The sequence below is a fragment of the Streptomyces eurythermus genome (assembly GCF_014649115.1).
GTDB lineage: Bacteria > Actinomycetota > Actinomycetes > Streptomycetales > Streptomycetaceae > Streptomyces > Streptomyces eurythermus.
In genome coordinates this window covers 235,893-252,772 of the sequence record NZ_BMSK01000008.1, presented here as the reverse complement: position 1 = coordinate 252,772, position 16,880 = coordinate 235,893, and the positions used below count along the sequence as shown (strand labels likewise).

Annotated in this window: 17 protein-coding genes; 3 read left to right on the top strand and 14 right to left on the bottom strand. The window is 71.0% G+C overall.

What is annotated here, in order from left to right:
* Positions 1 to 5: 5 nt before the first annotated feature.
* Complete coding sequence (asnB, locus tag IE251_RS17425) at positions 6 to 1,877, bottom strand: asparagine synthase (glutamine-hydrolyzing) (RefSeq protein ID WP_189753886.1); 1,872 nt, start codon at positions 1,875 to 1,877, stop codon at positions 6 to 8.
* Positions 1,878 to 1,918: 41 nt separating this feature from the next.
* Positions 1,919 to 3,163 (bottom strand): MFS transporter, encoded by a 1,245-nt coding sequence (locus IE251_RS17420; protein WP_189753885.1) that lies wholly within the window; start codon positions 3,161 to 3,163, stop codon positions 1,919 to 1,921.
* 95 nt (positions 3,164 to 3,258) lie between these two features.
* On the opposite strand from IE251_RS17420, the gene IE251_RS17415 reads away from it, so the two are divergent.
* The 3 genes from IE251_RS17415 (at position 3,259) to IE251_RS17405 (ending at position 6,388) form a co-directional block, all read left to right on the top strand.
* Positions 3,259 to 3,801 (top strand): TetR/AcrR family transcriptional regulator, encoded by a 543-nt coding sequence (locus IE251_RS17415; protein WP_189753884.1) that lies wholly within the window; start codon positions 3,259 to 3,261, stop codon positions 3,799 to 3,801.
* 779 nt (positions 3,802 to 4,580) lie between these two features.
* Positions 4,581 to 5,282: a thioesterase II family protein gene (locus IE251_RS17410; RefSeq protein WP_189753883.1), complete on the top strand. Its 702-nt coding sequence runs from the start codon at positions 4,581 to 4,583 to the stop codon at positions 5,280 to 5,282.
* 14 nt (positions 5,283 to 5,296) lie between these two features.
* Positions 5,297 to 6,388 (top strand): helix-turn-helix transcriptional regulator, encoded by a 1,092-nt coding sequence (locus IE251_RS17405; RefSeq protein ID WP_189753882.1) that lies wholly within the window; start codon positions 5,297 to 5,299, stop codon positions 6,386 to 6,388.
* 79 nt (positions 6,389 to 6,467) lie between these two features.
* Here IE251_RS17405 and IE251_RS17400 read toward each other — a convergent pair whose 3' ends face one another.
* The 12 genes from IE251_RS17400 to IE251_RS17345 all read right to left on the bottom strand — a co-directional run bounded on the left by IE251_RS17400 (position 6,468) and on the right by IE251_RS17345 (position 16,876).
* Entirely contained in the window at positions 6,468 to 7,451 is a 984-nt protein-coding gene (locus tag IE251_RS17400) for a carbohydrate kinase family protein (RefSeq protein WP_189753881.1), read from the bottom strand.
* Positions 7,452 to 7,542: 91 nt separating this feature from the next.
* Positions 7,543 to 8,709 (bottom strand): methionine adenosyltransferase, encoded by a 1,167-nt coding sequence (metK, locus tag IE251_RS17395; protein WP_189753880.1) that lies wholly within the window; start codon positions 8,707 to 8,709, stop codon positions 7,543 to 7,545.
* Between the two features lie 85 nt (positions 8,710 to 8,794).
* Positions 8,795 to 9,202 carry a holo-ACP synthase gene (locus IE251_RS17390; RefSeq protein WP_189753879.1) on the bottom strand — a complete coding sequence of 136 codons (408 nt, stop codon included), beginning with the start codon at positions 9,200 to 9,202 and terminating at the stop codon, positions 8,795 to 8,797.
* A 46-nt stretch (positions 9,203 to 9,248) separates the two neighbouring features.
* On the bottom strand, positions 9,249 to 10,412 hold the full coding sequence (locus tag IE251_RS17385) for an acyl-CoA dehydrogenase family protein (RefSeq protein WP_189753878.1): 1,164 nt from the start codon (positions 10,410 to 10,412) through the stop codon (positions 9,249 to 9,251).
* Positions 10,405 to 11,013: a hypothetical protein gene (locus IE251_RS17380; RefSeq protein WP_189753877.1), complete on the bottom strand. Its 609-nt coding sequence runs from the start codon at positions 11,011 to 11,013 to the stop codon at positions 10,405 to 10,407. The genes IE251_RS17385 and IE251_RS17380 overlap by 8 nt, the downstream gene beginning before the upstream one ends.
* Positions 11,010 to 11,843, bottom strand: a complete 834-nt coding sequence (locus IE251_RS17375) for a beta-ketoacyl-[acyl-carrier-protein] synthase family protein (RefSeq protein WP_189753876.1) — start codon at positions 11,841 to 11,843, stop codon at positions 11,010 to 11,012. The genes IE251_RS17380 and IE251_RS17375 overlap by 4 nt, the downstream gene beginning before the upstream one ends.
* Before the next feature lie 12 nt (positions 11,844 to 11,855).
* Entirely contained in the window at positions 11,856 to 12,116 is a 261-nt protein-coding gene (locus tag IE251_RS17370; protein ID WP_030788613.1) for an acyl carrier protein, read from the bottom strand.
* 31 nt (positions 12,117 to 12,147) lie between these two features.
* Positions 12,148 to 13,428 carry a type III PLP-dependent enzyme gene (locus IE251_RS17365; protein WP_189753875.1) on the bottom strand — a complete coding sequence of 427 codons (1,281 nt, stop codon included), beginning with the start codon at positions 13,426 to 13,428 and terminating at the stop codon, positions 12,148 to 12,150.
* Positions 13,425 to 14,822 carry a preATP grasp domain-containing protein gene (locus IE251_RS17360; RefSeq protein WP_189753874.1) on the bottom strand — a complete coding sequence of 466 codons (1,398 nt, stop codon included), beginning with the start codon at positions 14,820 to 14,822 and terminating at the stop codon, positions 13,425 to 13,427. The genes IE251_RS17365 and IE251_RS17360 overlap by 4 nt, the downstream gene beginning before the upstream one ends.
* Positions 14,823 to 14,827: 5 nt before the next feature.
* Complete coding sequence (locus IE251_RS17355; RefSeq protein WP_189753873.1) at positions 14,828 to 15,778, bottom strand: 3-oxoacyl-[acyl-carrier-protein] synthase III C-terminal domain-containing protein; 951 nt, start codon at positions 15,776 to 15,778, stop codon at positions 14,828 to 14,830.
* A gap of 9 nt (positions 15,779 to 15,787) precedes the next feature.
* Positions 15,788 to 16,615 carry a class I SAM-dependent methyltransferase gene (locus IE251_RS17350; protein WP_189753872.1) on the bottom strand — a complete coding sequence of 276 codons (828 nt, stop codon included), beginning with the start codon at positions 16,613 to 16,615 and terminating at the stop codon, positions 15,788 to 15,790.
* Between the two features lie 21 nt (positions 16,616 to 16,636).
* Positions 16,637 to 16,876, bottom strand: a complete 240-nt coding sequence (locus IE251_RS17345) for a phosphopantetheine-binding protein (protein WP_030788598.1) — start codon at positions 16,874 to 16,876, stop codon at positions 16,637 to 16,639.
* Between the last annotated feature and the right edge of the window lie 4 nt (positions 16,877 to 16,880).

Genomic DNA, 16,880 nt, shown 5'->3' with positions numbered 1-16,880 from the left:
GGCCCTCAGACCAACAGGCCGCGCGTGTCGACGCCGTGGAGTTCCATCCAGGCGTTCAGCCGCACGGGAGTCTCCGTGTAGACGGAGCGCTGCATCATCGAGTACGGGGTGTCGACCGGCTTGGCGAGGTGGGAACGGATCGCCTCGAGGTTCAGCAGCGGCAGTGCCGGCGCGTCGGGGTCGGCGACGATCCGGCCCAGTTCCCGGTTGACCGCCTCGTCGTACCCGGGGTCCTGGGTCGAGGGGTAGGGCGCCTTGCGGCGCCGGACGATCGACTCCGGCAGCAGGTCCTTGGCCGCGTGCCGCAGGAGGCTCTTCTCCCGCCCGTCGAACGTCTTCACCGACCAGGGCGCGTTGTAGACGTACTCGACGAGCCGGTGGTCGCACAGCGGGACCCTGACCTCCAGGCCGGTCGCCATGCTCATCCGGTCCTTGCGGTCCAGCATCATCTGCAGGAAGCGGGTGATGTTGAGGTAACTCGCCAGTCTCATCCGCCGTTCGTCCGGGCTGTCACCGGGCAGGTGGGTGACCTCGCCGGCGGCGCTGTGGTACTGGTCGGCGATGTACTCGGCGAGACTCAGCTCCTTGACCAGGGCGGGGTCCAGGAAGCTCGTGGCCTGCTCGCTCACCGGCACCTTGTTGATCGCGTGCCAGGGGTAGGTGTCGGCCTGCGAGGCGACCGGGTCGTGGAACCACAGATAGCCCCCGAAGACCTCGTCGGCGGACTCCCCCGACAGTGCCACGGTCGAGTTCTCGCGGACGGCCTTGAACAGCAGGTAGAGGGACGGGTCGTGGTCCCCGATCCCGTACGGGAGGTCCCAGGCCCGCAGGACCGCGTCACGCACGCCGGGCTCGACGAGCCGGGCGGTGTCGAGCAGGATCTCCCGGTGGTCGGTGCCCACGTGCCGGACGAGTTCGGTGACGAACGGGGCGTCGGGCGCCTCCCGGAACGGCTCGGGCCGGAAGTTCTCGGCGAGCCCGGCGAAGTCGACGGAGAACGTGCGGACCCGTCCCCCGCCGTCGGCGTCCAGCGAACGCTGGGCGAGCGCGGTCAGCGCGCTGGAGTCCAGGCCGCCCGACAGCAGCGTGCACAGCGGCACGTCGGAGACCATCTGCCGGGTGACCGCGTCCTCGAGGATCTCCCGCACCTTCGCGACGCTGGCGGGGATGTCGTCGGTGTGCGGGCGGGTCTCGAGTCTCCAGTACGCCTCCTGGCGCAGCCCCGTGCGGCTGACGCGGACGATGTGGCCCGGCCGTACCTCGTACAGGTTCCGCAGCGGGGTCCGTCCGGGCACCCGGGCCAGCGCGAGCGCGTCGCGCAGGCCGTCGAGGTCCATGACCGCGCTGCTGAGCGGGTTCGCCAGGATCGCCTTGGGCTCCGAGCCGAAGAGCACTCCGGCGGGGGTGGGGTAGTAGAAGAGCGGCTTGATCCCGAGGCGGTCCCGGACCAGGAGGAGTTCCTCGGTCCGGGTGTCCCACAGGGCGAAGGCGTACATCCCGTTGAAGCGGTCGACGAAGGCACTGCCCCACTGGAGGTAGGCGCGGAGCACGACCTCGGTGTCGCTCCTGGTGCGGAACCGGTGCCCCAGGAGGACCAGTTCCTCGCGGATCTCCTTGAAGTTGTACACCTCGCCGCTGTAGCTGACGACCACGAGCGGCTCCCCGTCCGGGCCGGTCTCCGGGGTGCGCATCGGCTGCCGGCCGCCCTCGATGTCGATCACCGCGAGCCGGCGGTGTCCGAGCGTCACGTGCCCGGCGCTCCAGATCCCCTCGTCGTCGGGGCCCCGGCAGGCCATCGTCCTGGTCATGGTCTGTGCCGCGGCGACCTCCCTGACGAGGTCGCGTTCGAAGTCCACCCATCCAGCGATTCCGCACATAGGAACGCCCTTCACTACGGGTTGAATGACACGTCGGCCGGCTACGCGGTGACCTTGGCCGTTCGCGCCGGCGAGGTCTTGGCCAGCCGGTGCCCCAGTTCGGACAGGCCCAGCGCGAGCACGGCCACGGCGGCGCCGATCAGGCTGATGTTCCGGGCCCCGATGGTGCTGATGCCCACCGCGCCGATGACGCCGGACAGGGCGATGGCGAGGTAGAGGAACGCGGCGTTGAGGGAGATCAGGAGGGGAGCCGACTCCGGGTTGAGGGTGATCAGGCGCGACTGCTGCGGCGCGGTGATGCCCCACGCCGCGACGCCGTACACCACGATGACGACGGTCGCCGCGGCGAACGAGCCGGTGGCGAGCGGCAGCACGAGGAGGCTGGCCGCCAGCAGGGTGACCGCGCCGCCCACCACCACCCGTGCCCCGAACCGGTCGGCGAGCGTCCCGGCGTAGAAGTTGCCGACCATGCCCGTCAGGCCGAAGGCGAACATCAGGATGGCCAGTTTCCTGCCGTCGCCGCCGGTGGCGGGGGCGAACACCTCGGCCATGTAGGTGTAGACGATGTACGCCGCGGTGAAGGCGACGAGCGTCGCGGCGAGCACGGCCACCGCACGGCGGTCGCCGAGCGGCGCGAGGCGCTGGCGCAGACCTCCCGGAGCCCCGACGACCACCGCCGGCACGAGGGTGAACACGCCGGACAGGCTCAGCACGGTGAGGAGGGCGATGAACCACATCGTGGCCCGCCAGTCGAGGACGCTGCCCACGACGGTCCCGATCGGAGCGCCCAGTGCGGTGGCGGCGGTGAGTCCGGTGGTGACGGCGGCGATGGCCCGGCCGCGGCGTTCGGGCCCCATCAGCGCCGAGGCGGTGACACTGGCCGCCGGGATGTAGAGGCCGGCACCGACGGCGGCGACCACCTGGGCCGCCAGGACCACGGGGAACGACGGTGCGAGACCGGTCCCCACGACGCCGAGCAGGTAGACCAGCACGGACAGCTTGAGCACCTTGTGGCGTGGCCAGGCGGCGGTGAGCGTGCCCAGGATCGGTGCCATCACCGCGCAGGTCAGCGCGAACACGGTGACCACCTGTCCGGCGGTGGTGATGCTGACGGACAGGGAGTCGCTCAGCTCGGGCAGGACACCGGCGAGCACGAACTCGTCCGTACCGATGGCGAAGGCACCGAATGCCAGGACGAGGACTCCCCGCCACGGCGCGGCGGACTCTCCCTCGTCGGTCTTCCCCTCAGGCGTCCCGCTCTTGTGGTCCGGGACGGACTTACTCACGATGCACCCTCCTCGATTTCGGTACCGATCGGTACCATATTGGCGGACGGTATCGGTCGGTACCGTTTAGCGTCAAGGGCGACTACCCTGGTCACATGCCGACTCGCGCACGTGACCGCCTTCTCCAGGCAGCCGATGAGCTCTTCTACGAGGAGGGCATCAACGGCGTGGGCCTGGAGCGCCTTCTGAGCCACTCCGGGGTCGGCCGCGCCTCCCTCTACCGGCACTTCGACGGCAAGGACGATCTGGTGTCCGCGGTCCTGCAGCGCCGGGACGAGCAGTGGAGGCAGTGGCTGCGGGAGCGGGTGGAGGCCCGCGGCGGCACACCCCTGGCCGTCTTCGACGCCCTGGCCGAGGGGGCTGAGGACAGCGCGTTCCGCGGCTGCGCCTTCATCAACGCCATGGCGGAGAAGGCGAAGGAACCCGGCAGCGCCGTCCACCGGCTCGCGGTCGAGCACAAGCGCAAGGTGGCCGACTATGTGCGCGGCGTGATCGAGGACGCCGGTCACGCCGGGGCGGCGGAGCTGGCGGAACAGTTCACGCTGCTCATGGACGGGGCCGTGGTCACCGCGATGAGCGAGCGCAGCGTCGAACCCTTCCGGCGGGCGCGGCAGATGGCACAGAGACTGCTGTCCTGACCGCCGTACCGCTTCGCACGCGGTGCCCGTCCGGCCGTCGGTCACATACTCCAGAGTTTGATTCGCATCGAAAGTGACGATGCTCATCGAAGGAGGATGCGACAGCCGCTGCGGCGGCCGGGATCGCGGGAGGTGCGGGTGCGCTCATGACGGAGACCGTGCGGACCACCGAGACGCCATGTCCGGCCTCACCCCTTGCCGTGGCGGCGGCCTCGCGGTGGCCGTGGCGCGCCACGCCGCCCCCGGTACGGGCCCCTTCAAGACCCTCGCGCGGCCCCTGGGCCGCCGGCCGACGATGTCGGCCGTCACCGGTCCCGCCCTCCCGGCGGCGCCCGCCGTCGCGGCTCGGCTGACCGACCGGGGCCGCCCCGGGCGGCCGGCCGGAGCCACTCGCCGGTCTCCGGCCCGCGGGTGAATACGGATGATTCCGAACCGGATTGCCCATGGTCCCGCACTCCTCAAAAGAGGTTGCTCTCCCTGGAATGGAGCGGGCCACCCGAAAGGGTCCGCCCGGTGAATTCCTCCGTTTCGTCAAAAAACTTCACCTGCCACACGCCACTCACGATACCCGCAGGAAACACCGTTGACATATGACGCGACCGTCAGTAGCGTGACCAGCACGGCATGACATGAAATTCGCCCGCACCGGCGGTGCGCTATTCTCGGGCAATTCCTGCGACCGATCCGGTACGACCCCCCTCCGGGGGCACACGGAAGGTGACATGGCCGTCCAACCCCTCGACAAGAGAAGCGAGTGGATCCGGAGTGCGGTACCCCGGGTGAACCCCCGGATCCGCCTGGTGTGCTGTCCCTACGCCGGCGCTTCGGCCAGTGCCTACAACGCGCTGTCCGCGGCCCTGCCCGAAGAGGTGGAGGCGCTCTCCGTCCAGTACCCGGGCCGCCCGGGCAACCGTGGCGAGCCGCCGGTCAGGGACGTCGGCGCACTCGCCGACCGCATAGCCGCAGAGGTCCGCCCCTGGCTCGACAGACCGGTGGCCGTCTTCGGCCACAGTTTCGGCTCGGTCGTGGCCTTCGAGGTCACCCGGCGCCTGGAGGCCGCCGGCGCCGCCCCCCGGCAGCTCATCGTGTCCGGGCGCCGCTCGCCCTCGGACGGGCTCGGCAGCCACACACCGCACGACGACCAGGAGATCATCGCCGAACTCAAGGAGCTGGGCGGCATTCCTCCCCGGTTCTTCGAGAAACAGAAGTTCCTGGAGCCGATTCTGGCGGTCGTGAAGAACGACTATCACGCCAATTCGACCTATCTCGCCCCCGAAAACGCGTCGGTCGGCTGTCCCATATCCTTCCTGTCCGCCGACGCGGATCCGTATCTGACCGGCGGCGGGGAGCAGGGATGGGAACGGCACACATCTGCGGGTTTCCGGATCAGACGCTTCTCCGGTGGCCATTTCTTCCTGAACGAAAAGGTAGCGGAGGTCGCCGAGGAGATCGCCGGGATCCTCCGCAACGAACCTCTTTGACCGTCTGACTCGGGATGGTGAGCGCAGTGGAGAACATGCTCGCGTACGCAGGCTTATCCGAGCTGTCGGCCGAGGACAACGAGAGAACTCGTCGCGAGCCGACGGCACGCGGTCAGGACGTCGGCGAGGACCTGCTTCTCGGGGTGTACGACCACGTCCTGTCGTACCACGCGGCGACCACGACGGAGATCGCCACGGCGCTCGGGGTGGCGAGCGCCGCCGTCGACCGGGCGATGCGGGAACTGCTGCGGCTGAGACTCGTCCGGCACTGCAAGGAGCAGGACACCTTCCTGGCGGCCGACCCCGACGCCGCCGAGACGGAACTCGTCCTGCCCCTGGAATCCGCCATACACGAGAAACGGCGCGAACTGGTCGCCATCCACCACCAGCTGGAACGTTTCTCCAAATCTTTCAAGCGGCATCAGCGCACCCAGCGGACAAGCCGGCTGGTGGCGACACTGGAGAACCAGCGCGAGATCTCCCTGAGGCTGATGGACTCCATCCGCCAGTCCTCGGGGGAGATCCTCACGATGTGGCCGGTGTGCAGCTATGAGACACAGATCCTGAAGGACACCCTCCGGCTCTCCTACGAAGCGGTACGGCGCGGGGTGCGGCTGCGCACGCTGTACCCCCACTCGGCCAGGTCCCATCCCAGTTTCCGGGCGATCCTCCAGCAGGACCTGGACTCGGGCGCGGAGGTCCGCACGTCGGACGAGGTGCAGCACTTCGTCATCATCGTCGACCAGGAGACGGCGTTCCTGCCCACCGACTCCTCCGACGGGGCAGCCTCCGCGGTCACCGCCGTCTACGAACCGGCGATCGTGAAGGTGCTGTGCGGCATCTACCGGAACACCTGGCAGCCGGCCTGCGTCTTCGACGGCAACGCCTCCAACGGCACCTCGCTCAACAACGTCCGCAACGCCATCCTGAAGATGCTCGCCTGCGGTCTCAAGGACGACGTCATCGCCCGCCGGGTGGGGATATCCTCCCGCACCCTGCGGCGCCATATCGCGGCGATCATGGAGGAGCTTGGGGCGGAGAGCCGCTTCCAGGCCGGCGCGGCGGCCGCGAGCGCCGGCCTGATCGGCACCCTCGGCGGCGGCTGACGGCATCCGGCCGGCGGGCTCTCGCGCGTCCGGACGGGGCCCGGTGCGGGGTGACGCCCCGCACCGGGCCCCGGGGCCGTCAGAGCACCTCCCACAGGCGCGTACGGATCCGGGCGGCCGCGGTCCTGCCGTAGGTCTCCTCGATCCTGATCGCCAGGTCGGCCGCGGAGAGCTTGTACTCCTGCGTGCCGACCGACTCCAGGACGACGGTGGCCAGCGCGCAGCCGAGCTGGGCCGAGCGCTCCGGCGGCCAGTCCCAGGCCGCGCCGGCCAGGAAGCCGGCCCGGAAGGCGTCGCCGACACCGGTGGGGTCCTGGGCGCGGTCCGTCGGCACGGCCCGGACCGCGTGCCGCGGCCCTCCCTTCCCGGTGATGGTCACGCCGTCGGCGCCGGCCGTGACGATCCAGGTCCCCACGCGTTCCAGGATCTCCTCGTGCGTCCAGCCGGTCCGCTGCCGGAGCAGGGCGGCCTCGTACTCGTTGGTGAACAGGTAGCGGGCGCCGTCGATCAGCCGCCTGGCCTCCTCGGCTGTGACGCGGGCGAGTTGCTGGGAGGGGTCGGCGGCGAACGGGACGCCGAGCGCGCGGCACTCGTCGGTGTGGCGGAGCATCGCCTCGGGGTCGTTGGGTCCGACCACCACCAGGTCCAGCCCGCCGGGCTGCCGGGCGGCCGGTTCGAGCCGGATGACACGGGCCTGCGCCATGGCTCCCGCGTAGAAGGTGGCGATCTGGTTCTGGTCGGTGTCCGTCGTGCACACGAAGCGGGCGGTGTGCAGGGTGTCGCTCACGTGGACGAGCCGGGTGTCCACGCCGTTCGTCTCCAGCCACCGGCGGTACTCGGCGAAGTCGGTGCCCACGGCTCCCGCCAGCAGCGGGCGCAGGCCCAGCCGTCCCAGTGCCAGGGCGATGTTCGCGGCCACTCCCCCGCGTCTGATCTCCAGGGTGTCCGCCAGGAAGGAGAGCGAGACCCGCTCCAGGTGGCCGTCGACCAGCTGGTCGGCGAACCGGCCCGGGTAGACCATCAGATGGTCGGTGGCGATGGATCCGGTCACGGCGATACGCACGGTGCTTCCTCCTTCGGCCCGCCCGGGCGCACGAGCGCCGGGGGGCGGTTCGGACCGTCCGCAACACGGTGCGCGGACGGTCCGTCAGGGGTCAGTCCAGGCCGGCGGCGGCGCGGAGGGCGTCCACCCGGTCGGTGCGCTCCCAGGTGAACTCGGGCAGCTCGCGGCCGAAGTGCCCGTACGCGGCGGTCCGGCCGTAGACCGGGCGCAGCAGGTCCAGGTCACGGATGATCGCGGCGGGCCGCAGGTCGAACACCTCGCCGATGGCCTGTTCGATCCGTCCCGCGTCCACGGTGTGGGTGCCGAAGGTCTCCACGAAGAGGCCGACGGGCTCGGCCTTGCCGATGGCGTAGGCGACCTGGACCTCGCAGCGGGAGGCCAGGCCGGCCGCCACGACGTTCTTGGCGACCCAGCGCATCGCGTACGCAGCCGAGCGGTCCACCTTGGACGGGTCCTTGCCGGAGAAGGCGCCGCCACCGTGCCGGGCCATGCCGCCGTAGGTGTCGATGATGATCTTGCGGCCGGTCAGGCCCGCGTCACCCATCGGGCCGCCGATCTCGAAGCGGCCGGTCGGGTTGACCAGCAGGCGGTAGCCCTCGATGTCGAGCTTGATGTCCTCCGCCAGCAGGGCCTTCAGCTCCGGTTCCACGACGAACTCGCGGATGTCGGGGGCGAGCAGGGTCTCCAGGTCGATGTCGGAGGCGTGCTGGGAGGAGACGACCACCGTGTCCAGACGGACGGCCTTGTCACCGTCGTACTCGATGGTGACCTGCGTCTTGCCGTCGGGACGCAGGTAGGGGACGGCACCGTTCTTGCGGACCTCGGAGAGCCGGTGGGACAGGCGGTGGGCGAGGCGGATCGGCAGGGGCATCAGCTCGGGCGTCTCGTCGGTGGCGTAGCCGAACATCAGGCCCTGGTCGCCCGCGCCGCCGGTGTCGACGCCCTGCGCGATGTCCGGGGACTGCGCGCCGATCGACACCGAGACACCGCAGGAGGCGCCGTCGAAGCCCTTCTTGGAGGAGTCGTAGCCGATGTCGAGGATCCTGCCCCGCACCAGCGCGGGGATGTCCGCGTACGCGGCGGTGGTGACCTCGCCGGCCACATGCACCTGACCGGTGGTGATCAGGGTCTCCACCGCGACCCGGGAGGACGGATCCTGTTCCAGCAGCGCGTCGAGAATGGTGTCACTGATCTGGTCGGCGATCTTGTCGGGGTGGCCCTCGGTCACGGACTCCGAGGTGAACAGGCGACGGGACACATCGCTCCCTGTGAGGGGTGGGCCGGTGCGCGGGGCGCACCGGCGGCGGATACGGGCACGGCGGGCGGGAGGAGACGGGGCGGGGTCAGTCGTCCGGCCGGTCGCGGTGGTGCCCGCACGGGGCGGGCACCCCGATGGCCGCGGCGACGACGAAGCCCTTCTTGTGGGTGATGGACAGATTGAGGGCGCCGATGCCCCGTTCCCGCGCGCGCTGGGCGGCGGTCCCCGACAGCCGTACCACGGGGGCCCCGTCGTCCGCGCGCAGGATGGCCACCTGGCGGGGGGTCACTCCCGCCCCGACGCCGGTGCCGATGACCTTGAGCGCGGCCTCCTTGCCGGCGAAGCGGCCGGTGAGGAACTCGCGGGCACGCTCGGCGCCGAAGGAGTCCGCGAGGGCGAGTTCGTCGGCGTCGTAGACGTAACGGCGGAACCAGGGCCGGCCGAGCAGGTCGCCGAGTTCGTCCTCGGTCATCACGTCGATGCCGATCCACATGGCTCGCTCCCTGTCTCCTGCCCCGGCCCCGGTGCGGGGACCGGGGTCATGCGAGGAAAGTGTGTTTGGCAACGCCCTGGAAGACCGCCAGCCGCTGGATGTGGCCGGTGCCCTCCATGAACTCGAAGGCCCGCGCGTCGCGGTACAGCTTGCCGAGCCACGGGTCCTCGAGGAGGGAGGCGGGTCCGAGGAGGTCGGCGGCGGCGAGGGTGGCGCGTTCGGCCAGTTCGGCGGCGCGTGTCTTGACGCCCGCGATGCGGTCGGAGCGCACCTTTCCCGCGTCGATCGCGGACGCGATGTCGTAGTTCTGCCGCCGGGTGGCCTCCAGCCGGTCCCGCAGGTCCTCCAGCCGGCCGCGGGCCGTTCCGGTGAGGGCGGGGCGTTCGCGGCGGACGTGGTCCAGGACGGCGCGGGTCAGGCCGAGGGCGGTGCCGGCGAGGACCGGGCGGAAGCGCTGGAGGGTGCGGATGGCGCCCACCAGTCCGCGGCGGCTGGGCCTGAGCGTGTCGTAGCCGAGGACCTGCTCCCGTTCGATCCGTACGCCGTCGAGCGTGATGGCGGAGATGCGCGCGCCGCGCATCCCGACGGTCGGGATCAGCTCGGCCCGGAAGCCGGGGTCCCGGGTGTCGACGAGCACGGCCTCGATGCCCAGCGGTCCGGGCGCCCGGCGGCAGAACACCACGCCCAGCCGGGCGAAGGCGGCGTTGCCCACATAGCGCTTGGCTCCGCTGAGGCGGAAGCCGTCGCCGTCGGGGGTCAGGGCGGTCTCCAGCTCGGTGGCCGCGGATCCCTTCGCGGGCTCGGTGAGCCCGAAGAACGTCCAGGTCGCCTCGGGGCGGCTCAGCCGCTCGTAGTAGGCATGCCGCTGTTTGTCGTCGCCGAGCGCGTCCACCGCGACCCCGGACATCAGCGGGCCGGGGCAGGCGAGCATGAAGCCGGCGTCGCCGTAGCTCAGTTCCTCGATGGTGACGGTGTGCTCCAGGCAGGAGCGCATGTCGTAGGTGTGCCCGTCGATGCGCAGCGGAGCGTCCAGGTACTCCACGGGGATGGTGCTCAGGCGCATGAGATCGGCCGCGGGGAGGTGCAGCCACCGGTCGATGGCCGTGGGATCGCGGTCGATCTCCATGCCGGGGTCCCGCAGCTGCGCGGCCGCGTCCCTGACATGGGAGCGCAGCACCTCCGTCCGGCGGGGCAGCGGGGGCTCACTCACGGCCGGCTCCCTCCTCGGGCTCTCCCGTGTGCAGATAGGTGTTGCCCAGCAGTTCGGCCGCGTACAGGAGCCGGCCCGGTCCCTCGGCCGCGAAGCTGCTCGCGCCGTACAGCACGAGCGCGGTGCGGCCGGCGGCGACCAGGTCCCGGTGGATCCGGCGGCGGCGCCCGGCGGTGGGCCGGGGCAGGTCGAGGAGGTCCCGGGTCTCGGACAGGGCCAGGGCCACGTCCGCGACCGTGCCCCGTACGAGCTGGCGGCCGAGCAGCGGGGCGCCTTCCGAGGTGCGCCCGTCGAGGCGGCTGACGGCGCCGTCGAGGACGTCGCGCAGCAGCCGCCAGTGCAGCCGCACCAGCGCGTCGGAGAAGACCCGCGCCGCCGGGTCGCCGGCCGGTGGTGCGTCGCGTACGGCGGCGAGGGTGCCCGAGGTGCCGGGGACCGGGGTGCCCGCGGGCAGGCGCTGTGCGGAGGCGATGGTCCAGCCGGCCGGGGAGGACACCGTGCCGCCCGGCGCGGCCTGTTCGTGGCAGTCGTCCAGTTCCCCGGCGAACGCCTCCAGCCACCCGATGACCGGGGCGGGAAGCGTGGTGTCCGTCGTCGTCATCGCTCCTCCCGCGCCGCGTCCCGGGCCCGGTCCGAGTGCAGTACCGCGATGTGGGTGCCGCCGGAGAGCGGGTCGGTGTCGCACAGCAGCACGGTGCCGTAGCGCTCCCGCCAGTCGGTCCAGTGCCGGGCCAGCGCCAGCCAGACGCTGGTGCAGTAGGTGCCCGGGTTGCAGCGGAAGGAGGGGACGTCCTGGCCGAGGGGGTCGCGGTCCAGCCAGGGGCCGGTGACCAGCAGCGTGCCGTCGGGGTCCTTCGCGGTCAGCTCGCCGAGCCGGGTGGCGGCGGACTCGGTCGCCGCGACGGACTCCACCCGGGCGATCCGCGGGCCGCCGTCGGTGCCGAGGACCAGCAGGACCCCGGAGTCGACGAGGTGGTTGTCGTGGACCAGGGGGAACCGGGTGGGCAGGGTGGTCTGTTCCAGGACGGCGAGCACGGCCCGCCGGGAGCGGCCCGCCCGCTGGAAGGCCGAGACGACGCGCAGCGCGGTGAACGGCGCGGCCAGTCCCTGCTGGTGGATGCCGAAGTTGACGGCCCGGCCGCCCAGCAGCCGGTCCAGGTAGGGCGCCATGGCGGTGAACGGGGTGATGTCCGGCAGCGCGTGCGCCACGATCACCAGGTCGGGTTCGCTGTCGCGGACGTCGGAGGCGGCCACCAGCCGGTCGACCAGGTCGCGGTGGCTGACGTGGGGCGCGGAGCGCAGCAGCGTCTCGTCCACCTCCAGGCCGAAGGGCTCGACCAGGTCACGGTAGTAGGAGAGGTTCGACAGGGTCGCTTCGGGGGACCTGCGGGGCGGTGCCACCACCCCGCAGGCCGCAAGGAGGGCCGGCATGCGCGATCCGCCTCAGACTCCGCTGGTGGTCTGCTGGGACAGGACGTAGTCGGTGAGGGTGCCGACCGATTTGAAGTCGTCCATGTCGAGGTTCTCCGGGTCCACGGACACGTCGATGGCGTCCTCCAGCGCCATCAGCATCTCCAGGACCGAGGTGGAGTCCAGGTGCAGGTCCTCGAAGAGCCGGACCTCTTCGGTCAGGCCGGTGACGGGCTGCTCCAGCACCTCGCTGAGCGCCTTCTCGACGGCGTTGACCACGTCGTGACGTTCCATTGCCGATGTTCTCCTTCGGTGCCGGGTTCCTTCAGTGGCGGGTGAAGTCCACGAGGCGCTGCCTGTCGAGCAGGTCCTCCTTGCGGTCCCGTTCGCGGACGAGGTGGGCTCTCCCGCCGTGCACGAGGACCTCGGCGGGGAACCCGTGGCTGAGGAAGAGCCCGGGTGAGGCGGTCGGCCCGTAGGCGCCGGAGAGTTCGACGCCGATCAGGTCGCCGGGCTCGACCGGCGGCAGCTGGACCTTCTTGCCGATGACGTCGTTGGGCGTGCACAGCGGTCCGGTGACCGTGTAGGTGTCCGCGGCCTCGTCGCCGTGCCGGCTCAGCGACCGGATCGGGAAGTTGCGCTTGACGAAGCTGCCGATGCCCACCGCGGCCATGTGGTGGTTGGTGCCCCCGTCGGCGATCACGAACTTCTCGCCCAGGGACTCCTTGACGTACAGCGCGCGCACCACGTAGGTGCCGCAGGCCGCGACGAGGTAGCGCCCCAGCTCGTTGATCAGGCGGCAGCGGGGGTACTTGGCGGTGAACGAGGCGACGGCCTCGTTGATGCCGGCCACCGTGGTCTCGATGTCGAGGCTCTTCTCGTTGTCGAAGTAGGCGACGCCGAATCCGCCGCCGAAGTCCACGGTCTCGGGGACGATGCCCAGCCGGTCGGACAGCTCGGCCGCCAGGGCGAGGATCTCGCGGGTGTTGTGCACGAGGTCGTCGGCGTTCAGGAAGCGCGTCCCCATGTACGCGTGGAAGCCGCGCACCCGCACCCGGCGCAGTGCGGCGATCAGCTCCCTCGAGCCGCGCAGTGTGTCGGCGTCGATGCCGAACTGCCGCGGCTTGCCGCCCATGGCCAGGCCGGAGCCCTTGGTGTGGAAGTCGGGGTTGATGCGCAGCAGCGCGGTGACGTCGTCGCGCCCCAGCTCGCCCGCGATCTCCTCCAGGAGCGTGACCTCCTCCAGGGACTCGCACACCACCGCGTGGATGCCGGCGGTGACGCACGCCTCCAGCTCGGCGCGGGTCTTGCCCGGTCCCAGGAAGATGACGTTCTCGGGCGCGATGCCGGCCCGCCGTACCGTCATCAGCTCGACCATCGAGGAGATCTCGGCCCCGGCGCCCAGCGAGGCGAGGTAGCCGCACACGCTGACGTTGGGGTTGGCCTTGAGGGAGTAGAAGATGTCGACGGCGGGGTGCAGCCGCTCCCTCAGCGAGGTGTAGACGGAGTGCAGTACGTCGGCGTCGTAGAGGAACAGCGGGGTGCCGAACTCCTCCGCGATCCGTGACACCGGTATGCCCTGTACGTGGAGTTCCCGACTGCTCATGGCGTCCTCCCGGCTGTGTTCAGTCGGTCGAGCGCGGCCTCGACCCGGCGGTCCAGCGCGTCGAGTCCCTCGCGGTCCCCGGCGAACAGCATGGTGTAGAGCCGGCCGTTGAAGTGGGGTGCCGGCGTGGTCGGTCGGCCGGCGAGCACGTCGCCGGCCTGGGCGTTGACCGTCCCGAAGCAGGTGATGACGAGCCCGTCCCCGTCGTGGGGCGGTTCGGCGAGGGTGCCGAGCGCGTCGGTGACCGCCTCGAACGGCAGGGGTTCGGCGAGCCGCAGCGGGTAGTGCCTGGCCAGTGCCGCTCCTCCGGGGCGGCCGAAGCGCTCGGTGACCCGTCCCTGGTAACTGGACATGTTCAGCCGGGCGTTGATCTCCAGGACCGGGTAGACCAGGTCGTCGGCCCCGAGCAGGGCGTCCACGCCGACGACACCGAAGAAGCCGTCCGCGTACAGGCGTCCGCCCAGTGCCACGGCCGCCGTCGCCAGCTCGTCCTGCTGGGCCGGGGTGAGGTCCGCGGGCATGACGTGGCCGAGGTGCACACCGCCGGAGGTGAGGGCCTGCTTGACGAAGTCCAGGCGCACCCGGCCGCGGCGGTCGACGGTGAACTGGTAGTTGAGGTCGAAGCGTTTGGGCAGGAACGCCTCCACGACGACGTGCAGCGCGTCGTCACCGCGGTTCGCGGCCCTGCGCTCGACCATGCGCAGCAGCCGGTCGGCCTTCCTGCGGCTGTCCAGGACCAGCAGGCCCTTGCCCGAGACGCCGTAGGCGTCCTTGACGATCACCGGCCGGTCCTCGCCCAGTTGCCCCTCGAGGGCGTGCCGCAGCTGCCCCACCGTCTCGCAGCAGTGGCCGGGGATGGTGCGCAGCCCCAGCTCCTCGGCCACGCGCCGGCTGTAGATCTTGCTGTTGACGCGTTCGTAGGTGGCGGCGTCGGGCACCGCGGGGCGCAGCCCGGTCAGCTCGCCGATGCGCTCCTCCTGGACGGAGTTGCCCATGGGCATCAGATAGGCGCCGTCCCGGGCGATCCGGCGCAGCCGCTCCAGGAGTTCCGGGGAGTCCAGCACGGCCGCGCCGGTGCCGCCGGCCGCGGCGGGCGCGGCGGTGACCAGCTCGGTGGGGGCTCCCAGGCCCGTCTTCTCGGCGTAGCTCCGGTAGCCCTCGTCCAGCGGGCGGTCCAGGAGCAGGTAGTCGGCGGGCTCGGCCAGGAGGGCGCCCAGTTCCTCCATGCGCTGCACGGTGGCGGCCGTGGCCGAGCCCCGCGCCGCCGGGAGGCCGGTGTAGGAGCGCGCCCACTGGTTCTCCACCTCGAAGTTGCACAGCCATACGAACCGGGCGTCCCGGTCGCCGGTGAGCGCCTCTTTCAGGCCCGCGGTGTAGCCGTCGTCGAAGGACATCGCGTTCACCGCTTCCTGTGCCTGATGACCATGGCGCCGAAGGTGGCGCCGAGGCCGACGGAGACCAGGACGTAGTAGCGGCCGTCGGCCAGGCGGTCCTGGTCGCGCAGGGTCGTGTAGTTCACGAAGACGTCGGAGGCGTAGGTGTGGCTGTAGTGGGCGACGTTGTCCAGGAAGAACTTCTCCGGGTCGGCGCCCATCTCCTTGATCGTCTGGCGCCAGGAGACCATGTTCACGTTGTGCGGGACCACCAGGTCGACGTCGTCGAAGGAGAGTCCCGCCGCGTCCACGGCCTCGTTGATCACCTCGCCGAGCACGGTGCCGTAGACCTGCCCGAAGCCCTGTGTCTCCTCCTTCGTCATCTCCAGCCCGGCGGCGTACTCGCCGAGCGTGCGGGTCACGAAGGACAGCACCTCGTCGCCGGGGCCGCCCACGGTCACCAGGCAGGCCGCCGCCGCGTCGGCCATGACGGCGCTGTTGGGGATGAGCTGGACCTTCGGCGAGTACGCCCGCTCACCGGTGACCATGAGGGCGTACGCCCCCTCGGGCGCCTCGGCGCGCAGCAGTTCGCCCGCCAGGTCGATCGCGCCCAGGCTGCTGACGCACGCCTGGTGGGTCAGCGCGAACGCCTCCGCGTCGTGCAGCCCCAGGCCCTCCCGGATCGTCGCGGCGGTGTCGACGTCCGGCGGGGCGACGGCCTGCACGGTGTGCGCGTAGATGACGTACTCGACCCTGCGTCCCTCGGGCAGCGCCGCCAGCGCGCGGCGTGCCGCCGGGAGCACCAGGTCGAACAGGCCGGTGCCCGGGTCGAAGCGGAGCCGGTCCAGACCGTAGATCTTGCGGAAGACGCCCACCTCGGCGCGTCTGAGCCCGAGGCTCGCGGCCACGTCGTCGATCCGGACGCTGCGTTCGGGGAGGAACGACTCGATCCTCTCCAGCGTCGTCGCGGTGCTCACCCGGCCTCCTCAGCTGCCCGCGTACTCGGCCCGGACGAGCCAGCTGCGGGCCACGCCCCGGCGGTCGCGCGGCTGCACCTCGTACGGCCAGCGGCCCTCGCCGGCGCCGGGGTCGCCGGGCTCGCGCAGATCCCGTACCTTCCAGCCCGAGGCGGCCAGGAAGTCCTCCGGCTCGTCGGTCCCGAACAGCCACGGCGTGCCGTCTTCCTTCAGGCCCTTCAGGAACGACTGGGAGAACGGGCTGCGTAGCAGCGCCTTGCTGACGAAGTCCACGGCCAGCCAGCTGCCGGGGGCGGAGGCCGAGCCCAGGGTGCGCAGCAGGTGGACGACCTGTTCCTCGGTGAGGAAGAACATCAGTCCCTCGGCGATCCACAGCGTCGGCCTGGCCGGGTCGAAGCCGGCCCGCTTCAGGGCGGGCAGCCAGTCCCGGGCGAGGTCGGCCTTCACCTCGACGCGCTCGACGGCGGCCCGGCCGCCCAGCCGGGAGAGGCGGGCGCGCTTCTCCTCCATCAAGGCCTCGTGGTCGATCTCGTACACCGTCGTGCCCGCCGGCCACGTCAGGCGGAACGCCCGGGTGTCCATTCCGGCGGCCACGAGGACCACCTGCCGCACGTCGCCGTCCCGCAGCACGGTGTCGACGCTGTCGTCGAAGTACCTGGTGCGGATCGCGATGAACGGGATGAGTCCGCCACCGCCGTACTTGTCGAGCAGTTCGAAGCCGCGCGGCGCCGCGAGGGCGCGGGCGAACGGGTCCTCGAACATGGCGTCCCCGGTGCGCTCCGACTCCAGGGCGCGAGCGGCCGCCGTCCACTGGGCCGTATACGAAACAGCTTCCACGTCCCTTACCTCCGTAAGAAGTCAGACCGCCGCGAAAAAGGCCTTCTCGATGGAGGAGAGGGTCTGGAAATCGCGAATGTCGATGTTGTCGAAGTCGATCTCGACGCCACTGGCGCCCTCGATCGCGTAGACGAGTTCGACGAAGGACAGCGAGTCGACCAGGCGGCTCTCGATGAGGTTCTCGTCCGGCGCGACGTCATCCCGTTCCGGGTGCCGGCTCAGAATCCACGAACGTATTTCCTCGATGCCTGCGGAAGCCATTTCA